The organism is Streptomyces polyasparticus (genome assembly GCF_014493765.1).
GTDB classification, from domain to species: Bacteria; Actinomycetota; Actinomycetes; order Streptomycetales; family Streptomycetaceae; genus Streptomyces; species Streptomyces polyasparticus.
In genome coordinates this window covers 468,591-493,196 of the sequence record NZ_JACTVJ010000006.1, presented here as the reverse complement: position 1 = coordinate 493,196, position 24,606 = coordinate 468,591, and the positions used below count along the sequence as shown (strand labels likewise).

The window sequence follows — 24,606 nt, the reverse complement described above, 5'->3', positions numbered from 1 at the left end:
ACGCGCACGGAAACAATACCGCACTTGGGGCGGTGGTCGTGAACCTGTTTATCGGGGGCGGGCCTACTGCCCGGCGGCGCTGAGCTCGGGGTGCTGGTCCAAGAGGCGCGGCGGCGCCGCCTGCTGCCAGGAGTCCGTGAGGATCGCGCGCAGCTCGTCCAGGTCGTCGAGGGCGGCCAGGCGCACCCGCACCCACGCGAAGGACGCCTCGTGGTCGGCGATCCAGAACTTCTCCGGCTCGGCGAGGACCAGCTCGTCCCGCTCCTCCTTGGGGCACCGCACCGCGAGCGAGGTCTCTTCCTCGGGCAGGGTCGCGAACATCTTTCCGGCGACCCTGAAGGTCGGCATCGACCACGCGATTTTCTCGGTGGTCTCCGGCAGTGCGAGCGCGATGGCGCGGACGTCGTCCGATGTCGGGGCGGCGGATGCTGCGGTCATGGCAAGAAGGTACGACACGGCACTGACACAGGTGGGCCGACCGAGTGGTCTTCGCGTGATAGTCGTACCGGCGGCGCCGTGGCCTCGGGCCCGCGACGCAGAGTGGCCGGGTGACCGGCAAGACGATCAAGACTCTGGGTGCCCTCGGCCGACGGCCGGCCGCCACGGGACTGGCCTGTGTGGTGGTCGGGGCCGTGACGGCCGGACTGCTCTCCCTCTCCCCCGACGCCCCGCCACGCCCCGCCCACGGAAACCCCGCGGCCTCGGCCGCCGCGCAGGACGTGCCCGCCCAGATCGACGCCCGCCGCGCGTGGCTGCGGGAGCATCCGAAGGACGCCACGGTCTGGGCGGGCCTGGCACTCGGGTACCTGGAGCAGGCCAGACGCACCGCCGACTTCTCGTACTACGGGCGGGCCGAGAAGGCCCTGAAGCGCTCGCTCTCGCTGCGGCCGGGCAATGTCACGGCCCTCGTCGGCATGGGCACGCTGGCCAACGCCCGGCACGACTTCGCCGCCGCCGAGCGCTGGGGCGAGCAGGCCCGGCGGGCCGAGCCCGGCAACTGGACCGTGTATCCGGTCCTCGCCGACGCCTACACCCAGCTCGGCGCCTACCCGAAGGCGACCGCGGCCGTGCAGCGGCTGCTCGACCTCAAGCCGGGGGTCGCGGCGTTCACGCGCGCCGGGTACGAGCTGGAGATGCAGGGCCGGACGGACGCCGCCGAAGGCGCGCTGCGCCGGGCCCTTGAGGACGCGGCCGTGCCCGCCGAGCGGGCGTTCTGCCTGCACCGGCTCGGCGAGCTCGACTGGGAGCGCGGGCGTCCCGAGCAGGCGTACGCCCGTTACGAGGAGGCTCTGCGCGCGGACCCCGGAGCGCATGCCGCACTCGCGGCGCGCGCCAAGGCGCATGCCGCGCTCGGGCGTACCGAGGCCGCCCTCACGGACTACCGCACGGTGACGGAGCGGGTACCGCTGCCCGAATACGTCCTGGCGTACGGGGAGTTCCTCGATTCGCTCGGCAGGAAGGACGAGGCCCGGCTGCAGTACGAGGTGCTGCGGGCCCAGATCCGGCTGCTCGAAGGACAGGGCGCCGGGGACGATCTCACCCTGGGGCTGTTCGAAGCCGATCACGGGGACCCGGCGGTCGCCGTGCGGAAGCTGACCGCCGAGTGGTCGCGGCGCAAGAGCGCCCTGGTCGCGGACGCGCTCGCGTGGGCGCTGCACCGGTCGGGGCGTTCGGCCGAGGCCGCCGAGTACGCGGCCGCGGCCGCACAGCTCGGGTGGCGGCCCGCTTCCTTCGCGTACCACCGCGGCGAGATCGAGAGGGCGCTCGGCCGCAAGGACGAGGCGCGCCGGCTGCTCGCCGCGGCTTTGAAGACCAATCCGCACTTCTCGCCGCTGGACGCTCCGGCTGCCCGCAAGGCGCTGGGCGGGATCTCGTGACGGGGACCGGACGCGGGGCCGGGGAACGCCGGTGGGTGACCGGGGTGCGGCGCGGGTCGCTGGTCGCCGGAATGCTCATGTGCCTGGCGGTCGGCTCGGGGACCGCCGCGTTCGCGCATCCGCTGGGCAATTTCACGGTCAGCCGCTATCACGGGCTGCGGATCTCGGACGGCCGCGTGGAGGACCGTGCCGTGATCGACCGCGCCGAGATCCCCACCCTGCAGGCCAAGCGGGCGATCGACTCCGACCGTGACGGACGCCTGGAGCCCGGGGAACTCGGCGCCCATGCGGCCACCGTCTGTACGGAGTTGGCTCAGGATGTACGGGCGCAGGTCGGCGACGACGATGCACTGACCTGGCGTGTGCTGGGCAGCGGGATGCGCCAACTGCCGGGACAGGCCGGGCTGCCCGTCAGCCGGATCAGCTGCCGGCTCGGCGCCGAGCTCCCCTCGGCGGGCTCCGGGGAGCTCGCCTTCGCGGACCGGGGCGGGCAGGGGCGCATCGGCTGGCGCGAGGTCACGGCGAGTCCTGGACCGGGCATGCGGATCGTCTCCTCCGACGTCCCGCAGCGCAGCCTCTCCGGTGAACTGCGCAGCTATCCGCAGGACTTGCTCGACGATCCACCGGACGTACGGACGGCACGCGTGCGGTACGCCGCTGGGTCGGCAGGGGCCGGGTCTCCTGCGGTCGCGGGCAACGGGCCGATGAGCGGCGACAGTTGGACCGCGGGACTCGACCGGCAGCTGTCCTCCCTGGCGGCGCGCGACGGACTGACCTGGCCGGTGGGGCTCACCGCGATCGGGCTCTCGGTGCTGCTCGGCGCCGGGCACGCGCTGCTGCCGGGCCACGGCAAGACGGTGCTCGCGGCCTGTCTCGCCGGGCGCAGAGGCTCGGTGCGCGACGCGGTCGCCGTGGGCGCCACGGTCACCTTCACGCACACGGCCGGTGTCCTGGCGCTCGGCCTGCTCCTGTCTCTCTCGGCCGCGTTCGCCGCCGAGGGACTCATGCATCTGCTGGGCGTGGTGAGCGGGGCGCTCGTCGTGGCGGTGGGCGTGATGCTGTGGCGTGGGGCGCGGAGTGGGCGGGTGTGGGGGCATGGGCACAGCCATGGGCGCGGGCATGGACATGGGCACAGTCACGGGCGTGGGCTCGGGCATGCGCATGGGCACAGCGATGGGCATGCGCACGGTCACTCCCACGACCACCATCCCGACCACGACCACCACCACGAGGCCGAGGCCGTCCACAGCCACCACCACGACCTCGATCACCACCACAGCCGCAGCCACACCCACGCTCCCAGCCACACCCGCGCCTCCGGCCACACCCACACCCCCAGCCACACCGCCGCACAGCAGTTGACCGCCCCTGCCACGATCGCGGCGCCCACGATCGCGGCGCCCACGACCGCACCCCCGCACGCCGGCCCCCCGCGCAAGGCCCCGGCCCACCGCCGCACCCTCATCGGCGTCGGTATCGCCGGCGGGCTCGTCCCCAGCCCGTCCGCTCTCGTGGTGCTGCTCGGCGCCATCGCCCTGAACCGCACCGCGTTCGGTGTGCTCCTGGTCCTCGCGTACGGCGCGGGCATGGCCGCCGTGCTCAGCGCGGCGGGACTGCTCGTCGCGCGCTGCGGTCACCGGGCGCAGGCACTCCTCGAAGGCGGCCGTACGGGCGCTCGTATCGCCCGCGTACGAGCGGTGCTTCCGGTGCTGACCGCGGCCCTGGTGATCGCGGTGGGCACGGGCATGGCTCTACGCAGCGCGGCCGCCCTGCTGTTGCCGTGACCCCGGCTCACCCGCGGCCGGGACACGCCGCGGACCTGCACCGATCCGGCCGAACCCCGTACCCCTCTCGGCGCACCCGGATCGCCGGGTGCGCATCGGTGCCGTGCAGTGGTCTCGGATGCCCGTCGATCGGCGGGCCACAGTGAGAGGTCGTCACATGAGGGTCCGTCAGCTCAGCAAGCCCGCCGCCGGGACCGCACTCGCCTGCGCGCTGCTCATGGGCGGCTGGTTCGCCGGGCCGGTCTCGGGCCGGGCGGGTGCGGCCAGTCATGTCGACGCGCCCTCCACGTTCGCCGACCCGCCGCGTGACGGCAGCGACCTCTACGCGTTCACGAGTCCCGAGGCGCCCGACACGGTCACGATCGCCACGGACTACCACCCGCTGCAGCTTCCGGGGAACGCGGTGACGCTCTACCCGTTCATGACCGACACGCGCTACGAAATCCATGCCGACTCCTCCGGTGACGGACGCCCCGAGGTGACCTACCGCTACACGTTCCGTACGCAGGACAAGCGTCCTTCGGGGACGGCGGCGGCCGTGACGGCGCCGGTGCGCTCGCTCGCGGACAAGGCGGTGGTCTTCCGCCAGACGTACACCCTCGAGGAGCTGCGACCGGGCAAGCCCGCGCGCACGCTGGTGGACCAGGGGGCGGTGGCCCCGTCGTACGCGGGCAGCCGGCTGATGCCTGACTACGACGCGCTGCGCAAGGACGCCACGAAGACGCTGCCCGGTGGCGGGCGGAGCTACGTGGGGCAGATCGCGGACTCGTTCCTGTTCAACATCGGCCCGTACGCGAAGATCCGCTTCGGGATTCCGCTCGTGCCCGAGATCAATCCGGTCTCGCTGCTCAACGCCAACACGATGACGCTCCAGGTCCCCAAGCAGGCGCTGGCGTTCAAGGGTGACCCTCGGCGCAACCCGGTGATCGGGATCTGGGCGACGGCCTCGCGGCGCACGGTCGATGTGCAGGGCGGGGAGGAGGCCGCGTACGCGCAGGTGTCGCGGATGGGGCAGCCGCACGTCCTGGAGACGATGTTCCCGGACAGCCTGCCCGTCGTCGGTGTCCCCGGCGGTCTGAGCGACCAGTTCCAGACCCGCAGCCCCGCGCAGGACGGCGACTGGGGCGCGATGATCAAGCAGTTCCGTGAGCCCTTCGCGCCGCGCAACATCAGCTTCGCCACGGGCGCCGCGGCGCCGGCGAACCCTCGTACCGACCTGGTCGACTTCTTCATGAACGGTGTGGAGAAGGTGACCACGTTCAGCGTCAACCAGGACGTGGACCGCGCCGCCGTGCGCCCGGCGGAAGTGCTGCGGCTGAACATGTCGACGCCCGTGAGCAAGTCACCGCACCGCGAAACGCTCTTCGAAGGCGACCCCGAGGGCTACCCCAACGGGCGCCGTTTCGTCGACGACGCCGACGCGATCCAGATGCGCGCCCTGATGGGCGGCCTGCTCGGCGCCGAGACCGGATTCCTCACGAGGAACAACCTGATCAAGACCCCGCCGAAGCCGTCCACGGGGACCTTCCCCTACCGCCCGCTGCCCCACTGAGCCTCCCTTCCGCACACATCAGGAGCACTGGTCATGGCCGACAAGCCCTCGCCGCACCGCCCGCGCCGCCGTGTCCCCACGGCCGCGGTCGCCGCCTCGGCACTGATCGCGCTGGCCGCCTGGGGCGGCCCCGGTACGCAGGGGGCGTCGGCCGGCAGCCACATCGACGCGCCGAGCGCCATGCTCGACCCGGAGATCAACGCCGGTGATCTGTACGCCTTCACCAGCCCGGAGGCGCCGGACACGGTCACCTTGATCGCCACGTACCAGTCGCTGCGGCTGCCCGTGGACGGGGTGCTGCCGCCCGCGACCTTCGGCACGCGCACGCACTACGACCTCAACATCGACACCCGGGGCACGGGCCGGCCGGATCTCACGTACCGCTGGACGTTCCGCGACGAGGGGCAGAGGCAGTTCCTCGGGGTGCTCAACGGGCAGGTGGATTCGCTGAGTTCACCGAATCTGAAGTTCAAGCAGCGCTACACCCTGGAGGAGCTGCGCCCAAGGAAGGCGCCAAAGGTGCTCGTGAGGGACGCGATCGCCGCCCCGAGCCGTGCCGGGGCCGTCGGGATGCCAGATTACGGTGCGCTGCGCCGCGAGGCCACGCTTGCGGTGCCGGGCGGCGGGAAGGTGTACACCGGCCAGGCGGCGGATCCGTTCTTCAACGACTCGCGGGAGATGGAAATCCTCAAGAGCGGCACGGAACTCCCGCTGCCGTTCAGCCCGTTGCAGGGCACGAACGTGACCGTGATGGCGCTGCAGGTCCCGAAGAAGGCGCTCGCCCTGAACGGCGACCCGGCGCGCAACCCCGTCGTCGGCATCTGGGCCACCGCGGCCCGCGAGACGCTGAACGTGCAGCCGGGCGGCGGTGGCACTCCCCGGTACGCGCAGGTCTCGCGCGTCGGCAATGTGATCGTCAACGAGGCTCTCGCGCCCGACAACTACCTCACACCGGCGGCGATGTTCCGCGGTTCGCCGCTGGGCGTGATCGGCGGAGTGGCGGACCAGTTCAACACCTGGGACGCGGCCGAGGACGCCGACAATCGTCAACTCATCGACATGGTCACCAAGTTGAAGGGACCCAAGGCCTTTCACGCCACGCATCCCGGTCTGCCCGCACCGCAGCCGAACCCCCGCAAGGACATGTTCCAGCTCCTGATGACGGGGCTTTCGGGCAAGGCCCGCTGCCCGGTCGGCGAGGGCACGTCCTGCCCGATCCGCACGGAGCTCAACTCGCAGGTGATGAACGCGGATGCGGACGCCGATGCCTTCCGGCCGTCGGAGCAGCTGCGGCTCAACCTCACCACCCCGGTGAGCGCGACGCCGCGCAAGGGCGGTTTCCTCGACGGTGACCCCCAGGGCTACCCGAACGGCCGCCGCCTCACCGACGATCCCACGCATGTGCTGGTACGGGTCGCGATGGGCGAGCCGGCGGTGAAGGAGTACGCGCCGCTGTTCCGCTTCACGACCTCCGGGCCGCCCACGAAGCTGTCCTCGGACTTCCCGTATCTCGCCGATCCGCACAGACTCTTCTGACCCGACCTGGACTGCTGCTCTGCGCCCCCGGGCTGCGCCTCTTCGTCCCCGGGCTGCGCCTCTTCGCCCCCGGGCTGCGCCTCTTCCACCCTGAACTGCGTCACACAGAGTGACCACCCTCTCCCCCGTACGGCGGCATCTGCTGGCAGGCAGGTGCCGCCGCGTTTTCACTGAAGCTGTCCGAGGGGGGATGCGTTCCCCTGGAGATCTCATGCTTCTGCGTCAGACCGCGGTCGCTCTGGCCACCGCCGCCGCGCTCGCCGCGGCCGGCACCTCGACGGCTTCGGCCGCATCCGCTCCGCCGCCGGGCAACCCGCCGGCCACGAACTGCCTCCCGACCGCGCACACCCTGAAAAAGGATGCGCCCGGTTACTACGACAAGGCGCCGGAGCTCGGCACCGCCTTCTGGTTCTTCATGCAGAGCGGCACGGGCACGCTGCCGTTCGCCCCGGCCACCCTCGCCGAGCTCAAGCGCAACAACATCAAGGTCGAGGCGGTGTGCCCGGTCGGTCCCCTCAAGGACGGCAAGGGCGTGTGGACCCCGGTCGGCTCGATCGGCTACAGCAACATCAACTTCGTGAACGGGCGCATCTGGTACCCGGGTGGCTGGAAGTTCACCAACACCAAGACCGGCCGCTCGCACAAGGTCGACGGCTTCTGGCTGCACGACTTCCCGTTCATCAGCAAGGCCAGCGCCAACGTCTACATCGACGACAGCCCGGTCCCGCACGAGATCGAGCTGGCGCACTACGACACCCTCGAGTTCTACACGGACCTGATCAACCCCCGGGAGAACCAGGGCGAGTTCACGGTCGGCCCGAAGGACTGGAAGTTCAAGCTCTCCGAGCAGTACTCCAAGGAGCTGCGGGAGACGGTCGGCGCCGACATCAAGCCCGGTACGCATGTGATCACGCTGGAGATCAACGCCTCGGTGTTCCCCGGCAAGCAGCTGCCGCTGAAGCCCGGCATGGAGAAGGACGAGTCCGCGCGGAAGTAGCCGACCGCGTCCGTACGACACACCCGCAGGGGCCCGCCATGGTGATGGCCGGCCCCTGCGTCGTACGGACGAAGGGTCACACCCGCTTGTCCAGCCAGGCCAGCAGATCCGCCTGCACCTCGGCACGGTTGGTCTCGTTCAGGATCTCGTGGCGTGCGTCCTGGTAGCCCTTCCAGGTCAGGTCGGCGACGCCCACGTATCGGAAGTCCTCCAGCAGGTCGTGGACGAGCGACATCGACTGGTTGCACGGGTCCTGTGTGCCGACCGCAACGTGGATCGGCAGGTCCGACGGGATCCGGGCCAGCTGAGACGGGTCGTTCATCTTCCTGACGCCGTTGACCCAGTCCCGTACGAGGCCCGCCGAGAAGGCGAAACCGCACCGTTCGTCGGCGACGTACGCATCGACCTCGGCCTCGTCCCTTGAGAGCCACTCGAAGCCCGTGCGGTGGGGATACGGGTCGTTGAACGAGGCGAACACCTCCGGCAGGAAGGAGGACTCCGCCGCACGGCCGCCCTCGGCGATCTCGCGGTCGAGCCGGTCGAGCGCGCCCTCGATCTCCACGGAGGGCAGGGAGCGGAAGGTGCCGGAGAGGATCAGACCGGCGAGGGTGTCCGAGTACTCCTGGGCGTAGTCGCGCGCCAGCATCGAGCCCATGCTGTGTCCGAGCAGCACGGTCGGCGCGTCCGGGTAGAGGGCGCGGGCGCGGTCCCCGACCGCCTTGAGGTCGTCGACGATCGCCCGCCAGCTGTCCTGCCCCTCCCCCGCGGCGCCGGGCACCTCGGCCACTCCGTACCCGCCCGTCGAGGTGGCGGTCGCGCCGTGACCGCGGTGGTCCGAGGCGATCACCCCGTATCCGTGCGCGACGAGTTCGGTGGCGAACCGGTCGTAGCGCTGGGCGTGTTCGGCCGCGCCGTGCGCGATCTGCACCAGCGCGCGGGGCCGCCCGTTCGCCGGCAGCCAGCTGTACGCGGCGATCTGCAGACCGTCCGGCGCGGTCACGGACTGCGTCGTGTACGTCGTCATCGGATGCGCTCCTCGATTCGCGAGAGGGGACGACAGGCCCCCTGCCCAGCGAGGCCATCGGGACACCTGGCCGGCCGGACGCGTACGCCGTCCCACCTCGACTCCCGTACGGAGGCGCACCCGGCCCACGCGTGCGATGCCCTCGGCTCCCGTACCCCAGCGCGCGCCGCTCCCCCGCCGACGCGCCCTCAACTCCCGTACGTCACAAGCCCACGACGACCCATTGACCCCTCCGATCACCGGAACCTACGCTGAGCGACTGCACCTCAGAAAGCGCTTTCCAAGCCCGTCGGCAGCTGCTGCGCCGACGGCACCCGCCGTATTCCCCGACACCGGGAGCGCCCATGAGTCATCCCCCGCACGGCAGCCGACTCCGAAGACTTCCGCAGCCGCTGACCGTCGTCGCCGCCTTGTTCGCCCTGGTCATAGGCCTGTTGATCGCGACGCCCCAACAGGCTCACGCCGCGGCGCCGTTCCGTGTGCTCGTCTTCTCGAAGGTCACCAACTTCGACCACGAGTCGCGGGCCGCCGGAGTCGAGGCGGTCAAGAAGCTCGGCGCAGAGAACGGTTTCGAGGTCGAGGCCACCGAGGACGCGGCGGCCTTCACCGACGAGAACCTGGCGGGCTTCCAGGCGATCGTCTTCAACAACACCAACTCCACACCGGAGTCCGGCGACCTCCTCAACGCCGAGCAGCGCGCGGCCTTCCAGAAGTACATCCGCGCCGGCGGCGGCTACGTGGGCCTGCACGCGGCGAGCGCGAGTGAGCGCGACTGGGACTGGTACGAGGGCCTGGTCGGCGCGATCTTCGACAAGCACCCGGCCGTGCAGACCGGCCGGATCAAGGTCCTCGACCAGGCGCACCCCTCCACCAAGGGCCTTCCGCAGCTCTGGGAGCGCACCGAAGAGTGGTACAACTGGCGCACGAATCCCACGGGCAAGGTGCACACCCTCGCCCAGATCAAGGTGCGCGACGGCATCACCGGCCTGGACGAGGGCGTCGACCACCCGTACTCCTGGTGCCAGAACTACGACGGCGGCCGCTCCTGGTTCACCGCCGGCGGCCATGCCTCATCGGCCTTCCAGGAGGAGTACTTCCTGAAGCATCTGCTCGGCGGCATCCAGTGGGCCGCGGGCGACAAGCCGGGCGACTGCACCGCCAACAAGACCAGCGCGTTCCAGCGCACTCCCCTGGCGACCAGCGATCTGGCCGACCCCTTCGAGCTGGCGGTGGCCCCCGACCGCCGGGTGTTCTTCATCCAGCGCACCGGCAAGCTGAAGATCATCAACCAGGAGAACCTCAAGGTCACCACGGCCCTGGACTTCGCGTACACGCCGGAGATGACCAGCCAGTCGGACGGCCTGCTCGGGCTCGCCCTCGACCCGAAGTTCGAGGAGAACCACTGGCTCTATCTGCTGCATTCCGACAAGACGGAGAAGCGGCTGAATCTGTCGCGGTTCACCGAAGCCGGCGGCAAGGTCGACATGGCCAGCGAGAAGCGGCTGCTGACCATTCCCACGTTCCGCGGCGAGGGCCGGGCGAATTCGCATATGGCGGGCTCGCTGACCTTCGACAAGAGCGGGAATCTGTACGTGGCGACCGGTGACAACACCGACCCCTTCGCCTCCGACGGCTTCACGCCGATCGACGAACAGGACGGCCGTCGCGCCTGGGACGCCCAGGGCACCTCGGGCAATACGAACGATCTGCGCGGCAAGATTCTGCGCATCACCCCGAAGGACGACGGCACCTACGCGATCCCCGAGGGGAATCTCTTCGCGCCCGGTACGGACAAGACGCGGGCCGAGATCTATGCGATGGGTCTGCGCAACCCGTTCCGTATCACCACGGACCCGCACTCGGGCGCGCTCCTGGTCGCCGACTACGGTCCCGACGCACGGGCCGCGAACCCGAACCGGGGCCCCGAAGGCACCGTGGAATACAGCCGCGTCACCAAGGCCGGCAATCTCGGCTGGCCGTACTGCGTGGGCAACAACACCCCGTTCAACGACTACGACTTCGCGACCAAGACCTCCGGAGCGAAGTTCGACTGCGCCGCGCTGAAGAACGACTCGCCCAACAACACCGGCCTCACCGACCTGCCGGACGCCGAGCCCGCGACCGTCTGGTACGCGTATTCGGCCTCTCCGGAATTCCCCGAGCTCGGCACCGGGGGCGGCGGCCCGATGAGCGGTCCCGTCTACGACTACGACCCGGAGAACACGTATCGCACCAAATTCCCCGAGTACTTCGAGGGGAAGTGGATCAACTACGAGCTGACCCGTAAGTGGTTCAAGACGTTCTCGATCCAGGAGAAGGACCAGTCGTTCACCGATCCGCGTTTCCCCGCGGCCAAGGCGGGTGATCTGCACTCGATCAACTCCGTGTTCGGCGACATGCAGTGGAACCAGCCCTTCGACGCCGACTTCGGTCCCGACGGAGCGCTGTACGTCATCGACTTCGGGCTCGGCAGCGGCACGGGACGCGGCGGCAGCAACGACGGCTCGGGCATCTACCGGATCGACTACGTGGGGGACAACCGGCTCCCGGACGCCCGGGCCACGGCCGCCCTCGACACCGGCAAGGCGCCGCTGACCGTCAAGTTCTCCAGCGCGGGCTCGGGCATTCCGGGCGGCGGTGACGTCACGTACGCCTGGGACTTCGACGGGAACGGCTCCACCGACTCCACCCAGGCCAACCCGACCCATGTGTACACCGAGAAGGGGCAGTTCACCGCGCGCCTCAAGGTGACCGCGCCCGGCGACCTGACGGCGCTCGCCGTCCAGGACATCACCGTCGGCAACACCCGGCCGGTGGTGACCATCAAGCAGCCTCCGAACGGCGGTCTGTTCTCCTTCGGCGACACCATCCCCTTCGAGGTGAAGGTGCAGGATCCGGAGGACGAGACGATCGACTGCTCGCGTGTCGTCGTCCAGTCCCAGCTCGGCCATGACTCGCATCTGCATCCGCTGGACAACTACACGGGCTGCGCGGGCGAGATCGTGACGGATGCCGGGGAGAGCCATGGTCCCGGGCAGAACCTGTACTACGGGATCAGCGCGCAGTACGAGGACAAGGGCGGCGAGGGCGGCGTGCCCGCGCTGACCGGGTCGTCCTCGCTGACGCTGCGGACGACGTTCCGCGAGGCCGAGCACTTCACGGCCACCGGCGGCGCCAACAAGGGAGCCGAGATCGGCAGCCGGGCGGACGCCTCCGCCGGCAAGCGCCTGATCGAGATCGAGCACGGCGACTGGGCCTCCTTCGAGCCGACCGACTTCCAGGGCATCGACTCGGTCACGGTCGGCGCGGCCTCCGGGGGCCTCGGCGGTGACATCGAGTTCCGCGCCGGTTCGCCGACCGGTGCGCTGGTCGGCAAGGTGACCGTCCCGAACACGGGCAGCTACAGCAACTTCGTCTCGCCCACCACCGCGCTCCAGGACATGGGCGCCACCACCAAGCTGTACGCGGTGTTCACCAACCCCGCGTGGACGCCGGACAAGGCGGATCTGCTCACGCTCGACTGGCTGCACTTCAACGGTCCCGGCGTGGAGAAGAACGGCGGCACCCGGGTGACGCTCGGCAAGGAGCAGACGGCCGGGGCGGTCAAGCTCACGAGCACGGTCAAACCGGCCGAGGGACGCCAGATCGCCTCGTACCACTGGGACTTCGGCGACAACACCAAGCCCACGGGCCCGGAGGGTCCGACCGCCGAGCACACGTATGCGCGTCCGGGTGCCTACACGGCCCGGCTGACCGTGACCGACGACAAGGGCGACACTTCGACGGGCTCGGTGCGGATCACCGTGGCCGAAGGGGGCACTTCATGACGCACCACATGGCGCACCGCACGACGCTCAACAGACGGGCGTTCCTCGGGAGTTCGCTCGGCCTTGCGGTCGCGGCGGGATTCGCCGCCGCGCCCGCGTACGCCTCCGACGCCCCGTCCGTTCTCGAGCCCTCGCACACCTCCGAGAGCGACGCCGCGCGCACGCGCTGCATCCCGCGCGGTGGCATCGGCATGCACCTCTACACGATGCGCACCCCCCTCGCCGCCGACTTCCTCGGCACGCTCGAACAGCTCGCGGAGATCGGTTACGCCACCGTCGGCGTGAGCGGCCGGCACGGGCACAGCGCCTCGGCGATCCGCGGGTTCCTGGACCGGACGGGGCTCAGGCCGGTCCTGGAACACGTCGCCTACACCACCCTCACCGGGGCGGGACTGCCCCAGGCGCTGGAGGATCTGCACACGCTCGGCGCCAAGTGGCCGGTGGTGCCCAGCCTGCCGGGCTCGATGCACTCACCGGCCGGATTCCGGGCGGCGGCACGGGAGTTCAACCGCATCGGTCAGGCCTCGCGGGACGCCGGACTCGGCCCCGTGCAGTTCCACAACCACGGCGCCGACCATGCGGTGGTGGACGGCGAGAACCTGTACGAGATCCTGCTCAGGGAGACCGATCCGCATCTGGTCGCCTTCGAGCTGGACGTCTACTGGGCCACGAACGGCGGCGCGGACCCGGCCCGCCTGTTCGTCGAGCACCCGCGGCGGTTCCCCGCGCTGCACGTCAAGGACATGGCGCCGAACGGGGACTTCGCGGATGTGGGCTCCGGAGTCCTCGACTTCGCCGCGATGTTCGAGAACGCCCATGTGGGCGGCGTACAGCAGTGGCTGGTCGAACACGACCGTCCGGCCGATCCGTTCGCCACGGCTCGTATCAGCTACAACCACCTGGCGGCGCTGAGGTATTGAGGCACGGGGCAGGGGCCGGTCACCGTTGTGTCCACGGTGACCGGCCCCTGCTCGTGTCCGGTTGTCGTGCTGCCCTGCTCTTCCGTACGGAGGGCATGAAGCGCCCCGCCCCCTCGTCAGGAAGGGCTGGGGCGCTTTCGTGCGGGACCGCGGCGGGCGTCAGTCGTCCTCCGCCGCCGTCCCGAGCAGACCCCGGATATGCGTGGTCGCATCCCGGAACTCCGTGCGGCCCATGGTGTCCGCGTAGTCCCGCTCCGCCGGCAGATCCACCTGGATGATCTCCTGGACGGTGCCCGGGCGCGGGCTCATCACGACCACGCGGTCCGCCAGGTACACGGCCTCCGCGATGGAGTGCGTGACCAGGAGCACCGTGGTGCCCGTCTCCCGCCAGATCCGGTGGAGTTCGACGTTCATCTGCTCGCGAGTGAGCGCGTCGAGGGCACCGAACGGCTCGTCCATCAGGAGCACCGGCGGCCGGTGGAGCAGCGCCCGGCACAGGGCCACGCGCTGCTGCATGCCTCCGGAGAGCTCATGCGGAAGCGCGTCCTCGAAGCCTTCGAGTCCGGTCATCCGGATGAGTTCGTCCGCCCTCGCCCGCGCCTGCGCGGCCGGCAGCTTGCGGATCTCCGCCTGCAGCAGGATGTTCTTCAGAGCCGAGCGCCACTCGAGCAGAGCGGCCCGCTGGAAGACGTATCCGATGTCATGGCGTGGGCCCGCGACCTGCTCACCCTGCAGCCGCACCTCGCCCGATGAGGCCTTGAGGAGGCCGGCGACCAGCTTGAGCAGGGTCGACTTGCCGCACCCCGAGGGGCCGACGATGGCGACGAACTCCCCCGGTGTGACATCGAGCGACACATCGGTGAGCGCCGTGACGTCCCGCTTCTTGCTGCGGAAGCGGACGGCCACATCGGCGAGCCGTACGGCGGGTTCGCGGCCGCCGTCCGCTGCCCTGTCTTTCGCGAGCCGGTTCATCTTGTCCTCGACGAGCTGGGGCGACGTGCTTTCGACGAGCTGGGTCGTCTCCGTCCCGTCGGGCTGTTCTGTCTGCGGCATCTGGGCTCCCGGCATGATCAGCTCTTCGGCGCCAGGTCCTGGGCCCAGTACTCGGCCACCGGCTTGGCGTTCTTGACCATGCCCGCCTCCTTGAAGACGTCGATGGTCTTCTGCCAGTCCTCCTCGGTGTTCGCACCGGGAGCCTGGCCTTCGGTCGCGTCGGTGTGCAGCAGGGTGAGCGTGGTCTCGAACTGCTCGGTGAGCACCTCCTCGGGCGGCAGCTGCTCCGAGGCTCCGTCCATCGACTTGACCGCGTCGGCGGGTGCCTTCTCCGCGGCGGCCCAGGACTCGCTGACGGCCTTCGCCATCCGCTTGGCCAGGTCCGTCTTGGCGAGGGTCTTCTGGCCGGCGATCAGACCGTTGGAGTAGAAGTTCAGGCCGTGCTCCGAGAAGCGGAGGTACTCGACATCCTTCTTCGCCTTGTTCGCCATCGTCGGACCCTGGTCGCTCGCGTAGCCGAGCAGGGCATCCGTCTTGCCGGAGATCACTGCGGCGATCTTGCCGGCCGGGTCGGTGTTCTGGACGGTGACGTCCGATTCCTCGAGATCGTTGGCGGCGAGGAATGCCGGGAAGGTCTTCGACAGCGCGTCACCCGTCGTACCGGCGATGACCTTGCCCTTGAGATCGGCGGGCGACTTGATGTTCTGTTCGGCGAAGAACTGTACGGAGGCCGGGGTCGTCTGCAGGAAGACCCCGAGGCTCTTCACGTTCACACCCTGCTCGACACCCGCGAGTACGGCGGGGGTGTCGGCCCAGCCGAAGTCGGTCTGGCCGGCGGCCGTGGCCTGCACGGTTTTCTGCGAACCCTGGCCCGCCTGGATGGTGAGGTCGATTCCGTTGTCCTCGAAGATCTTCTGCGCCTTGCCGTAGTAGAAGGGCGCATGCTCCCCGTACGGATACCAGTTGAGCGTCAGCGTCACCTTGTCCAGCTTCTTGCCGTCCTTGCTGGTCGTGGTGGTGGAGTCGTCCCCGCCGCAGGCCGTGGCGGCGACCAGGAGCAGCGGGACGAGGCCTATCAGTGTTCTGCGCGGGTGCATGGTGGCCTGCCCTTTCACGAGCGGACGTCGGTGTCACTTGCCTGAATGGGGTTACGGGCCTTGCGAGTTGAGCGGCTTGGCGCGGGGCCGGTCAGAAAGCGGTGGTCACACCGGACTCGCGGCGGCTCGCGTGCCAGGGGAGCAGCAGCTTCTCGGCGATCTCCACGATGACGAAGAGCACGACACCGATCAGGGACATCACCAGGAGTCCGGCGAACAGCATCGGGGTGTCGAGGTTGCCGTTGGCCTGCAGAATCACATAGCCGAGGCCCTCGTTGGCGCCCACGAACTCCCCGACCACCGCACCGGTCACGGCCAGCGTCACCGCGACCTTGAGGCCGGAGAACAGGTGCGGCAGGGACGCGGGGAAGCGGATCTTCACAAAGGTCTGCCAGGGGCTCGCACCCATCGTCGAGGAGAGCTGCAGCATCTCCGGGTCGACGGCCTTGAGCCCGGTGACCATCGAGATCACCACGGGGAAGAACGCGATGAGCACCGCGATCACGATCTTCGGCGCGATACCGAAGCCCAGCCACACCACGAACAGCGGGGCGATGGCGATCTTCGGCACGACCTGCGCGAACAGCAGGATCGGATAGAGCGTTTTCTCGACCGTCGAGGAGTACACCATGATCACGGCGGCGAACACCCCGATGGCCACCGCCACGACGAAGCCGATCAGCGTCTCGTAGGTGGTCACCCAGCTGTGCTGCCAGAGGTAGTCGGGCTTGTCGACGATCACCTGGAAGGTCTTGCCGGGCGAGGGCACGAGATAGGGCTCGACCAGTTCCGCGGCGGCGATCACCCACCAGGCCACGAAGCACGCGAGCAGCAGCGCGACGGGACGCCAGCTCTTCTCCACGGCGTCACCGAACCGCTCGCGCGCGCTCGGGCTTTCACGTAGCGCGACACCCGCGGTCTTCACGGGTGCCGAGGACAGTGCGCTCTGACTCACGAGGAACTCCCCTGGGGGTGAGTGCAGTTGACGTAGAGCCGGTCGCCCGGGATCGCGCTCCGGCCGTGCAGGGGTTGCGCTGCGCTCTGATCGGAAACGCTTTCAGAAAGCGCTTTCTGGTACGCTCCCGGTCACGCTAATGACCGCCCGAGCGCACGGTCAATAGGTCGTGCACAGGTTTCCGCTCCATCGAGCCCACCCCTCGCTCGTCTCCCGCACCACACGTCCGCAACTCCCCTACCGAGAGGCCAAGTTGGACATGGAACCGACCGGAGCGCCCGCACTCGCCGCCCTGACCTCCCTGACCGTCGACCGCGTCGAGACCTTCGCGGTGGCACTGCCCACGCACCGCTCGTTCGGCGTCTCCGGCGGCTCGGTGGCCGTCGCAGGGCGGCCGAGCATCCGGATCCTGGTCAAGGTGAGCGCCGACGGGGTGCACGGCTGGGGCGAGGCGACCCCCATCCCCGCCTGGACGTACGAGACCTCCGAGTCGATCGTCACGACCATCGACCGCTATCTCGCCCCCGCCATCACCGGCCGCCCCGCCTGGGATCTGGACGGCGTCGACCGCGCCTTCGACCGTGCGGTGAACCGGGGCTTCAGCATCGGCGCGCCGCTCGCCAAGTCGGCGGTGGACGTGGCCCTGCACGATCTGCTCGGACGGGCGGCCGGCGTGCCGCTGGGGGTGCTGTGGGGGCAACGCCGCCTTGAATCACTGCAGTTGGGCTGGATCGTCTCGGGCCAGACCCCGTCGCAGGTGGGCGAGAGCGTGGCCGAAGGGCTCGCGCTCGGCTATCAGGCCTTCAAGGTCAAGATCGGCCTGCACGACGAGGAGACCGATCTCGCGGTGGTCGCCGCCGTACGCGAGCATGCCCCTTCCGCACCGCTGTGGGTGGACGCCAACCAGGCCTACTCCGTGCACAGCGCCCTGCGCGTGGCCCGCCGCCTGGACGAGTGGGGCGTCACCGCCTTCGAACAGCCGCTGCCCGCCAACGACATCGCCGGGCTGCGCCGGCTGCGCGACACCTCTCCCCTGCCGGTCGCCCTGGACGAGTCGCTGCGCCACCCCTCGGACCTGGCGACCTTCGTACGCCTGGAGGCGGTGGACGTCGCCATCGCCAAGGTGCAGCGCAGCGGCGGACTCACACTGTCGCGGCGGCTGTGCCAGCTGGCGGAGGACAGCGGGGTGCGCCTGATGGGCTCGGGCCTCACGGACTCCGACCTCGGCCTCGCCGCGTCGCTCCACCTGTTCGCCGCGCACGGCATCGACACCCCGGTGGACCTCAACGGCCGCCAGTTCATCGCCTCCCCGTACGCCGGCCCGACCGTGACCGTGGACAAGGGCATCGCCCAGGTGCCCACGGGGCCGGGCCTCGGGGTCGAGGTGGACGAGGCCGTGGTGCGGGAGTTGGCGGTGGATGTGCTGGGCTAGCGCGTCACTGGGGGGGACCCTGACGGACCCGGAAGCCGATCTCGGATCCCGCCGGACATGGAAGCCGCGCCTGCGGCGGCTGTCGAAGCGGGGCCTGCCCCCCCCTTCCCCAAGCTCTCAACTCGGCTGCGCTCTGTTGCAAGGCGGAGGAGGGAATCAACGCGAGGGGGGCACCCCCTGCCCACCCGAGCGCAGCCGAGCGCTCGGGTGGTCCGCGCATGACGACCGTGCGGCTGGCGTGCGCGCCGGCCCCCACGCCCCGGCAAGATCCGAAATCGGCTCATGCCGGGCGAGCAAGCGCCGCTTGGCCTCGAGGTCCCGCAGGACCCGAGCCGGCGGGTCCCGTCACCGGGCTGCGGGGAGCCGCCCGCTCCCCCGCCAAATCCTGTCCGGGACGGCCCTCACGTACTGACCCACCGGACAGTCAGGAGCCGAGCCGCGGAAGCACCAGGCGCCGACCCGCAGGACATCAAGGCACTGAAACACGAGACAGCCAGGCACTGAACCACGAAACAGTCCGAGGGCGGCCGGCTCACCCGGAGCCACGCCCCCGAGGTGCGAACGCGCCCCCTTTGCGCCCCCGCGCGCATCCATGCGCCGGGCCGCCTGCCTCCGTACCGACGTGTAGCCGAACCGTTCCTGCAGTACGCCCCTTCCGGACAGCGAACAGGCGTTCCACTTCGCGGGGCGCCTGTGGCGGGAGAGTCCGGAAATGCGCCACGGAACGGGTGCGTCAGCAGGCCGAAACCCCGGCACTCCGGACCTACCCCGGCACTCCCGTAACCCCATCTCAGGATGCGAAACAGAGGAGGACCATTCCGTGAGTCCAATTCCGACCCGGACAAGGGCGACTGTGTCCGAATTCTGTCGCTCGAGTTGGACACTCTGAGCGTTCCGGGGCGGTCCTGCGACCCGGTCTGCCATATGCCGCTGAAACTGTTGCCCGAGGCATGTGGCAGCCGGATGGACGAGGGGAATGCCTCGGGCGTGGACCGGATGGACTCACCGCACCCGACGCCGAGCCGGCACATGTCAACTGTCCCCTTTTGCGCCAAAGTTGCGAGACGATCTTGTGGTCGGCTCAACCTTCAACAAGATGGTGTGGTGGCCTGTTCGGGACGGGACCACTTCGAAGAAAACTCCTGCTCGAACAACCCTGCGAGCAGGCTTTTCACGGAGGAAGGCTCGCGATGGACGGCATGGGCACCATGGACAGCTACTTCACCAGCCGACGGCACCGACAACTCCGGGAACACGTCAGGGGTTTCGCCGAACTGGAGGTCCGCCCGCGGATCCCCGCCATGGAGGAGTCGCGTACCACTGCCCACGGCATATCCCGTCTGATCGCGCAGCAGGGCTGGCTCGGGGCGACCATCCCCGAGTCGTACGGCGGCATGGGCGCCGGGCATCTGGCCAAGACCATCATCATCGAGGAGCTCTCGCGGGTCAGCGGAGCGATGGGGGCGATGCTGCAGGCCTCCCAGCTGGGCGTCGCCAAGATCGTGCACTTCGGCAACGACGAGCAGAAGAAGACCTGGCTGCCGGCCGTCGCGGCCGGCCGCTGCCTGCCGACGATCGCGGTCACCGAACACGAGTCGGGCGGCCATGTCCTCGGCATGGCGGCGAGCGCCTTACGCGACGGCGACGACTACGTCCTGAACGGCCGCAAGGTGTACGTGGGCAACAGCCATGTCGGCGATCTGCACGGCGTCATCGTCCGCACCGGACCGGGGTCCAAGGGCCTGACAGCCTTCCTGGTGGAGTCGGACCGCCCGGGCTTCTCGCTGGGCGAGCAGCAGCCCGCCATGGGCCTGCACGGCTTCAGCTTCGGCGAGCTGATCTTCGACAACTGCCGTGTCCCCGCGGCCAACCGGCTCGGCGCGGAGGGCGACGGCCTCTCCGTGGCCTACTCCTCTTCCGTGCTCTACGGCCGGGCGAACCTCACGGCCGTGTCCCTCGGGATCCACCAGGCGCTGGTGGAGGAGACCACCCGGTTCTGCGCGGAGCGCGAGCGCTACGGCAAGCCACTGCACGCGCTCGCCAACGTCAAAATCAAGCTGGGCCAGATGCAGTCCCGCCTGATGACCGCCCGCCTCGCCGCGTATCACGCGGTGCATCTGCTCGACCAAGGCGTGGACTGCGACGCGGAGTTGATGAACGCCAAGGTCGTCAATGTCGAATCGGCCCTGGACTCGGCGCGCAACGCGATGGAGATCCATGCCGCCGCCGGCCTGTTCACCAACCGGCCCATCGAGCGGTTCCTGCGCGACGCGCACCATATCTTCGCGCCGGCAGGCACCTCGGACGTCCAGCTGCTCAGGCTCGCCGAGGTGGCCCTGGGCACGGCGAAGGGCAGCTGGTCGGAGCGGCTGAGCGAGCTCGTACGGAAGGAGCCGCCGAGCCCCGTGCAGGACGTGTCCTTGGCGGAGGGACGCTGGGGTCAGGTCCCGCCGCAGCGCACGCACTGTGTCGGCAAGGCCTGAACGACCTTGCCGTGAAGTCCCCCGTCGGCCCCGTTCCTCGTGCGCGAACTCGCACGGCACGAACGGGACTTGATGTCAGATGCGGCCGTCCTCCCGGCGGTGGATCTGCTCGATCAGCTCGGCGGCCAGGGACTTGATCGTCTCGAGCCCCGCCCTTCCCCAAGGGCGCGGCTCGGTGTCGACCACGCAGATGGTGCCGAGCGCCATGCCCGTACGGTCGATGAGCGGCGCGCCGAGATACGAGCGGATGCCGATCTCGTCGACGACGGGGTTGCCCGCGAACCGCGGGTAGTCGCAGACGTCCTCCAGGACAAGGGCCTTGCGGCGCACCACGACGTGCGGGCAGTAGCCGTGGTCACGGGCCATGTAGCGGCTGACGCCGGCGCTTGCGGCCGCCGCGCCCAGTTCGCTGCCCGAGTGGGTGCCGGTGGGGGTGTGCAGTCCGGCGAAGAACTGCCGGTTCTCGTCGATGAAGTTGACCATCGAGAAGGGCGCCCCGGTCACCTCGGCGAGCCGGTCCGCGAAGGCGTCGAAGGCCGGGTCCGCATGTTCGCCCAGGCCGAGCTGGCGCAGGCGCTGCACCCGGCTCGGCGCCTCCTTGTCGATGGGCGTGAGCAGGAGATGCCCGGTCGGGTCGTACGTCATGTCGTTGCTCCAAAGCTCGGGGCCGGAGTGGACTTCGTGAGCAGATGCTGCACGAGGGTCACCAGGGTCTGGATGCCGGACGAGGAGATTCTGGCGTCGGTCAGGACCACCGGGACCTCGGGCCGGAGATCTATGGCGGCGCGTACTTCTTCCGGCTCGTAGCGGAAGGCGCCGTCGAACTCGTTGACCGCGACCACGAAGCCGATTCCGCGGCGCTCGAAGAAGTCGACGGCGGAGAAGCAGTCCTCGAGGCGGCGCGTGTCGGCGAGGATCACCGCGCCGAGTGCCCCCTCGGACAGCTCGTCCCACATGAACCAGAACCGCTCCTGGCCCGGTGTGCCGAAGAGATAGAGCACATTGCGGGAGTCGAGCGTGATCCGGCCGAAGTCCATGGCGACCGTCGTCGTGGTCTTGTGCTCGATCCCGTCGAGCCGGTCGGTGCCGACACTCACGGTGGTGAGCAGCTCTTCGGTGCTCAGCGGTTCGATCTCGCTGACGGCGCCCACGAACGTCGTCTTGCCGACCCCGAAACCCCCCGCGACGAGGATTTTGAGCGCGGTGGGGAAGGGGTCCTGGGCGAAGGCGTCAGAGCCGTCGTCGTAGGCCATCGAGCACTGCCTCCAATAGCGACCGGTCGGTGGGGTTCTGCGTACGGAACGACGGGGCCTTCGCGGTGAGCGCCCCGCAGTCGACGAGATCCGAGAGCACCACCTTGGTGACCACGGCGGGCAGCCGTAAGTGCGCGGCCACCTCCGCCACCGAGGTGGGTCGGGACCCGATCAGACCGAGCGCGTCGGTGTGCTCGGGTCCCATCTGACCGGCCGGCACGGCGCCGGTGGTCATCACCATCGAGAGAAGATCCAAGGCAGCGGTCGGCCGGGTGCGCCCATTGCTCACCGTGTAGGGGCGCACCAGCCGGCCGGCCGCGTCGTCGAGCCACGGCCCGTCCTGCGGGGCCGCCACTCTCAGGGCCTCAGACCGGACTCGGCGGCCTGCCGAGCGGGTGTCACCAAGTAGGGCCGGACGCTCTTGACCAGCATCGCCATCTCGTAGCCGAGGACGGCCGCGTCGGCGTCCCGTCCCGCGAGCACCGCGAGACAGGTGCCGGAGCCGGCGGTGGAGACGAACAGCAGGGTGGAGTCCAGTTCGACGACGACCTGGCGCACCTCACCGCCGTCCCCGAAACGCGCGCCGGCGCTGCGGCCGAGGGAGTACAGGCCGGAGGCCAGCGCGGCCATGTGGTCGGCGCTGTCGGTGTCGAGTCCGTGGACGGATTTGACCAGTCCGTCGGAGGAGAGGAGCACCGCGCTGCGGGTGTGGGGTACTCGCTGCACCAAGCCGCTCAACAGCCAGTCGAGATCGGAGACATGGCCGTTCGGCACATCGCTCGCCATGGTGGATCGACTCCTTGGGGTACGAGGGTCCTGCGGCAGGATCGAAAGGGTCGCGGGGTTCGCGGGGGTGGGGGGTAATCGATGGGTCATCCGGTCGGGTCACTTCCCCGGCTGCGGAGGGTCTGTTCGCGGTCCTGGGCGGGGTCCTGCGCCATGTCCGCGGCCTCGGCGAGTCCGATGCCCCGCTGGAACGCGGCCATCAGACCCGGATCGTGGCCGACCAGATGCCCGTTGTCCGTGCGGGTGGGCGGCTCTTCGCGCAGCTGCGGAACGATGTGCTCCTGGGCTCGGCGCTTGGGCAGCTGCGGGCGGCCCATGGTGCCGCGCACCGCGCTGTGCCCCGGGGCCGGTGAGCTGTGGTGCTCGGTGACGGCGGCGCGGTCCTCCGGCCGGATGCCCGGTACGGCGTCCGAGGGAGTGGGCCGCTCCTCGTGGGTGGCACGCACGGGGAGCGGTGCGCCGCCGTTGAGGCGGGTGCCGTTGCCTGTCACCGGGAGTCCGGCGGAGGTGGGCTCGTACACGCCGTCCTCGTACCCGGCGTCCTCGCGCTGCGGCTGCTCCGGTACGTGGCTCAGCGAGGAACTCCCCGCTGTGCGCGAGGCGAGGGCGGGCGCGGCCGCGCCGCGGGTCACGGGCTGGGGTACCGGCTGCGGCACGGGCCGGGGCGTGGCTCCGGTCTGCTCGGAGCTGGTGAGCTGTGCAGGCTCGCCGGCTCCGGGGTTCGGGACGCGCGGCGCGTCGGCGCTCTGCGCCGACGGCTGCGGTGTCTGTTCGGCACCGAGCAGCCCCTGCGGCAGGACGATGACCGCCTGGATTCCCCCGTAGATGTTCGACTGCAGCCGTACGGCGACACCGTGCCGCCGGGCGAGCGCGGAGACCACGAAGAGGCCGATCCGGCCGTCGGAGAGGAGACTCGCGACGTTGACCTGGTCGGGGTCGGAGAGCAGGGTGTTCATCTTGTTCTGCTCGGTGACCGGCATGCCGAGGCCCCGGTCCTCGACCTCGACCGCGAGGCCCGCGGTCACATGGCTGGCGCGCAGCAGCACCTGCGTGTGGGGTGCGGAGAACACCGTGGCGTTCTCGACGAGTTCGGCCACCAGGTGGATGACGTCGGCGACGGCGTGGCCGCGCAGGGTGCCGTCGATCGGGGGCACCAGCTTGACGCGCGAGTACTGCTCGACCTCCGCGATCGCGGAGCGGAGCACCTCGGTCATGGTGACCGGGTTGGACCACTGGCGCCGGGAGATGGCGCCGCCGAGCACCGCGAGGTTCTCCGCGTGGCGGCGGATGCGGGTGGCGAGGTGGTCCACATGGAAGAGGCCCTTGAGCAGCTCGGGGTCCTCGACCTCGTTCTCCAGCTCGTCGAGCAGCTGGATCTCGCGGTGCACCAGGGACTGCAGCCGCCGGGCGAGGTTGACGAAGACCTCGACCTTCTGTTCGCTGCCGGCGTGGCTGGAGAGCTGGGATGCCTGCACGACGGAGGCGACCGCCATCTCGTGGGCGCGGGTCAGCTCCTCGGCCAGCTGCTCGAACTCGTCGGGGTCCTGGCTCGGCCGCGGGGGCGCCTTGCGGGGCGGCGGTCCTTCGCCGCGGCGCAGCCGCTCCACGAGCTGTCGCAGATCGGCCTGGCTGCGGGCGCTGGTCTTGCGCAGGGAGATGAGCCGGTCGCGTGCGGTCCTGGCCGAACGCTCGGCGGCGATGGCCGCCGAGGCGATCCCGGCCAGGGCGACTAAGCCTGCGCCGCCGAGCACGACCCAGAGCTCTGTGTCGGGGCTCGCCTCGGTCGAGCGCAGGGTGAACAGGACCGCGGCCGCGCCGCACAGGGAGACCGCGACGGCGGGCAGCACCGCGATGCGCAGCAGCTGGCGGCGTATGTGCGTCTCGGGCAGCGGCGGCTGGGCGGCGCGGCTCGGCTGCCTGCCGTGCCGCCCGCCGCCCTCACGGCGATCTGCGCGTGCGGCCGGTTCGCGGAGATTCGACATCAGCGTCCTCGGGTGGAATTCGCTCGGGTTCGGTGCGAAGTGTGGGGCGGTGTGTGGTGCGAGGTGTGGGGCGGTGTGTGGTGCGAGGTGTGGGGCGGTTCGGTGCGC

At 70.0% G+C, this 24,606-nt stretch carries 19 protein-coding genes; 9 read left to right on the top strand and 10 right to left on the bottom strand.

Going from position 1 to position 24,606, the window contains the following annotated elements; all coding sequences use genetic code 11:
* Positions 1 to 63 precede the first annotated feature (63 nt).
* Entirely contained in the window at positions 64 to 438 is a 375-nt protein-coding gene (locus tag H9Y04_RS14145; RefSeq protein WP_187814161.1) for an MmcQ/YjbR family DNA-binding protein, read from the bottom strand.
* 110 nt (positions 439 to 548) lie between these two features.
* Here H9Y04_RS14145 and H9Y04_RS46705 point away from each other — a divergent pair, with 110 nt between their 5' ends.
* The 5 genes from H9Y04_RS46705 (at position 549) to H9Y04_RS14120 (ending at position 7,746) form a co-directional block, all read left to right on the top strand.
* Complete coding sequence (locus H9Y04_RS46705; RefSeq protein WP_187814160.1) at positions 549 to 1,877, top strand: tetratricopeptide repeat protein; 1,329 nt, start codon at positions 549 to 551, stop codon at positions 1,875 to 1,877.
* A gap of 35 nt (positions 1,878 to 1,912) precedes the next feature.
* Entirely contained in the window at positions 1,913 to 3,661 is a 1,749-nt protein-coding gene (locus H9Y04_RS47495) for a nickel/cobalt transporter (protein WP_187814474.1), read from the top strand.
* Positions 3,662 to 3,818: 157 nt separating this feature from the next.
* Positions 3,819 to 5,213, top strand: coding sequence for a DUF4331 domain-containing protein (locus H9Y04_RS14130; RefSeq protein ID WP_187814159.1), 1,395 nt, complete (start codon positions 3,819 to 3,821; stop codon positions 5,211 to 5,213).
* A 33-nt stretch (positions 5,214 to 5,246) separates the two neighbouring features.
* Complete coding sequence (locus H9Y04_RS14125) at positions 5,247 to 6,749, top strand: DUF4331 domain-containing protein (protein WP_187814158.1); 1,503 nt, start codon at positions 5,247 to 5,249, stop codon at positions 6,747 to 6,749.
* A 211-nt stretch (positions 6,750 to 6,960) separates the two neighbouring features.
* Positions 6,961 to 7,746, top strand: a complete 786-nt coding sequence (locus H9Y04_RS14120; RefSeq protein ID WP_187814157.1) for a hypothetical protein — start codon at positions 6,961 to 6,963, stop codon at positions 7,744 to 7,746.
* 76 nt (positions 7,747 to 7,822) lie between these two features.
* On the opposite strand, the gene H9Y04_RS14115 is transcribed toward H9Y04_RS14120, so the two are convergent.
* Complete coding sequence (locus H9Y04_RS14115) at positions 7,823 to 8,770, bottom strand: alpha/beta fold hydrolase (RefSeq protein ID WP_187814156.1); 948 nt, start codon at positions 8,768 to 8,770, stop codon at positions 7,823 to 7,825.
* 344 nt (positions 8,771 to 9,114) lie between these two features.
* On the opposite strand from H9Y04_RS14115, the gene H9Y04_RS14110 reads away from it, so the two are divergent.
* Entirely contained in the window at positions 9,115 to 12,597 is a 3,483-nt protein-coding gene (locus H9Y04_RS14110) for a ThuA domain-containing protein (protein WP_187814155.1), read from the top strand.
* A complete protein-coding gene (locus H9Y04_RS14105; RefSeq protein ID WP_236070797.1) occupies positions 12,594 to 13,517 on the top strand; it encodes a sugar phosphate isomerase/epimerase family protein in 924 nt (307 codons plus the stop codon). Before H9Y04_RS14110 ends, H9Y04_RS14105 begins: the two co-directional genes overlap by 4 nt.
* A 159-nt stretch (positions 13,518 to 13,676) precedes the next feature.
* Here H9Y04_RS14105 and H9Y04_RS14100 read toward each other — a convergent pair whose 3' ends face one another.
* From H9Y04_RS14100 to H9Y04_RS14090, 3 genes are all read right to left on the bottom strand, one after another.
* Positions 13,677 to 14,489, bottom strand: coding sequence for an ABC transporter ATP-binding protein (locus H9Y04_RS14100; protein WP_187814445.1), 813 nt, complete (start codon positions 14,487 to 14,489; stop codon positions 13,677 to 13,679).
* Positions 14,490 to 14,587: 98 nt separating this feature from the next.
* Positions 14,588 to 15,607 (bottom strand): ABC transporter substrate-binding protein, encoded by a 1,020-nt coding sequence (locus H9Y04_RS14095; RefSeq protein ID WP_187814154.1) that lies wholly within the window; start codon positions 15,605 to 15,607, stop codon positions 14,588 to 14,590.
* A 91-nt stretch (positions 15,608 to 15,698) separates the two neighbouring features.
* Positions 15,699 to 16,562: an ABC transporter permease gene (locus H9Y04_RS14090; RefSeq protein ID WP_187814153.1), complete on the bottom strand. Its 864-nt coding sequence runs from the start codon at positions 16,560 to 16,562 to the stop codon at positions 15,699 to 15,701.
* A 259-nt stretch (positions 16,563 to 16,821) separates the two neighbouring features.
* Between H9Y04_RS14090 and H9Y04_RS14085 the strand changes: the two genes are divergently transcribed.
* Positions 16,822 to 17,994 (top strand): mandelate racemase/muconate lactonizing enzyme family protein, encoded by a 1,173-nt coding sequence (locus H9Y04_RS14085; RefSeq protein ID WP_187814152.1) that lies wholly within the window; start codon positions 16,822 to 16,824, stop codon positions 17,992 to 17,994.
* 1,208 nt (positions 17,995 to 19,202) lie between these two features.
* Positions 19,203 to 20,477 carry an acyl-CoA dehydrogenase family protein gene (locus tag H9Y04_RS14080; RefSeq protein ID WP_187814444.1) on the top strand — a complete coding sequence of 425 codons (1,275 nt, stop codon included), beginning with the start codon at positions 19,203 to 19,205 and terminating at the stop codon, positions 20,475 to 20,477.
* Between the two features lie 75 nt (positions 20,478 to 20,552).
* Here H9Y04_RS14080 and H9Y04_RS14075 read toward each other — a convergent pair whose 3' ends face one another.
* From H9Y04_RS14075 to H9Y04_RS14055, 5 genes are all read right to left on the bottom strand, one after another.
* Positions 20,553 to 21,122, bottom strand: coding sequence for a GAF domain-containing protein (locus tag H9Y04_RS14075; protein ID WP_165334170.1), 570 nt, complete (start codon positions 21,120 to 21,122; stop codon positions 20,553 to 20,555).
* Positions 21,119 to 21,730 carry a GTP-binding protein gene (locus tag H9Y04_RS14070; RefSeq protein WP_187814151.1) on the bottom strand — a complete coding sequence of 204 codons (612 nt, stop codon included), beginning with the start codon at positions 21,728 to 21,730 and terminating at the stop codon, positions 21,119 to 21,121. Before H9Y04_RS14070 ends, H9Y04_RS14075 begins: the two co-directional genes overlap by 4 nt.
* Entirely contained in the window at positions 21,708 to 22,085 is a 378-nt protein-coding gene (locus tag H9Y04_RS14065; RefSeq protein ID WP_187814150.1) for a DUF742 domain-containing protein, read from the bottom strand. Before H9Y04_RS14065 ends, H9Y04_RS14070 begins: the two co-directional genes overlap by 23 nt.
* A gap of 2 nt (positions 22,086 to 22,087) precedes the next feature.
* Positions 22,088 to 22,516 (bottom strand): roadblock/LC7 domain-containing protein, encoded by a 429-nt coding sequence (locus H9Y04_RS14060; protein ID WP_052578790.1) that lies wholly within the window; start codon positions 22,514 to 22,516, stop codon positions 22,088 to 22,090.
* 86 nt (positions 22,517 to 22,602) lie between these two features.
* On the bottom strand, positions 22,603 to 24,498 hold the full coding sequence (locus H9Y04_RS14055; protein ID WP_187814149.1) for a sensor histidine kinase: 1,896 nt from the start codon (positions 24,496 to 24,498) through the stop codon (positions 22,603 to 22,605).
* Positions 24,499 to 24,606 lie beyond the last annotated feature (108 nt).

Bases quoted from the DNA above. Each gene is read 5' to 3' on its own strand.
- H9Y04_RS14095 (WP_187814154.1), bottom strand. From the start codon at position 15,607: ATGCACCCGCGCAGAACACTGATAGGCCTCGTCCCGCTGCTCCTGGTC.
- H9Y04_RS14115 (WP_187814156.1), bottom strand. From the start codon at position 8,770: ATGACGACGTACACGACGCAGTCCGTGACCGCGCCGGACGGTCTGCAG.
- H9Y04_RS14145 (WP_187814161.1), bottom strand. From the start codon at position 438: ATGACCGCAGCATCCGCCGCCCCGACATCGGACGACGTCCGCGCCATC.
- H9Y04_RS14055 (WP_187814149.1), bottom strand. From the start codon at position 24,498: ATGTCGAATCTCCGCGAACCGGCCGCACGCGCAGATCGCCGTGAGGGC.
- H9Y04_RS14130 (WP_187814159.1), top strand. From the start codon at position 3,819: ATGAGGGTCCGTCAGCTCAGCAAGCCCGCCGCCGGGACCGCACTCGCC.
- H9Y04_RS14100 (WP_187814445.1), bottom strand. From the start codon at position 14,489: ATGAACCGGCTCGCGAAAGACAGGGCAGCGGACGGCGGCCGCGAACCC.
- H9Y04_RS14070 (WP_187814151.1), bottom strand. From the start codon at position 21,730: ATGGCCTACGACGACGGCTCTGACGCCTTCGCCCAGGACCCCTTCCCC.
- H9Y04_RS14080 (WP_187814444.1), top strand. From the start codon at position 19,203: ATGGACAGCTACTTCACCAGCCGACGGCACCGACAACTCCGGGAACAC.
- H9Y04_RS14075 (WP_165334170.1), bottom strand. From the start codon at position 21,122: ATGACGTACGACCCGACCGGGCATCTCCTGCTCACGCCCATCGACAAG.
- H9Y04_RS14060 (WP_052578790.1), bottom strand. From the start codon at position 22,516: ATGGCGAGCGATGTGCCGAACGGCCATGTCTCCGATCTCGACTGGCTG.
- H9Y04_RS14120 (WP_187814157.1), top strand. From the start codon at position 6,961: ATGCTTCTGCGTCAGACCGCGGTCGCTCTGGCCACCGCCGCCGCGCTC.
- H9Y04_RS14105 (WP_236070797.1), top strand. From the start codon at position 12,594: ATGACGCACCACATGGCGCACCGCACGACGCTCAACAGACGGGCGTTC.
- H9Y04_RS14110 (WP_187814155.1), top strand. From the start codon at position 9,115: ATGAGTCATCCCCCGCACGGCAGCCGACTCCGAAGACTTCCGCAGCCG.
- H9Y04_RS14085 (WP_187814152.1), top strand. From the start codon at position 16,822: ATGGAACCGACCGGAGCGCCCGCACTCGCCGCCCTGACCTCCCTGACC.
- H9Y04_RS14125 (WP_187814158.1), top strand. From the start codon at position 5,247: ATGGCCGACAAGCCCTCGCCGCACCGCCCGCGCCGCCGTGTCCCCACG.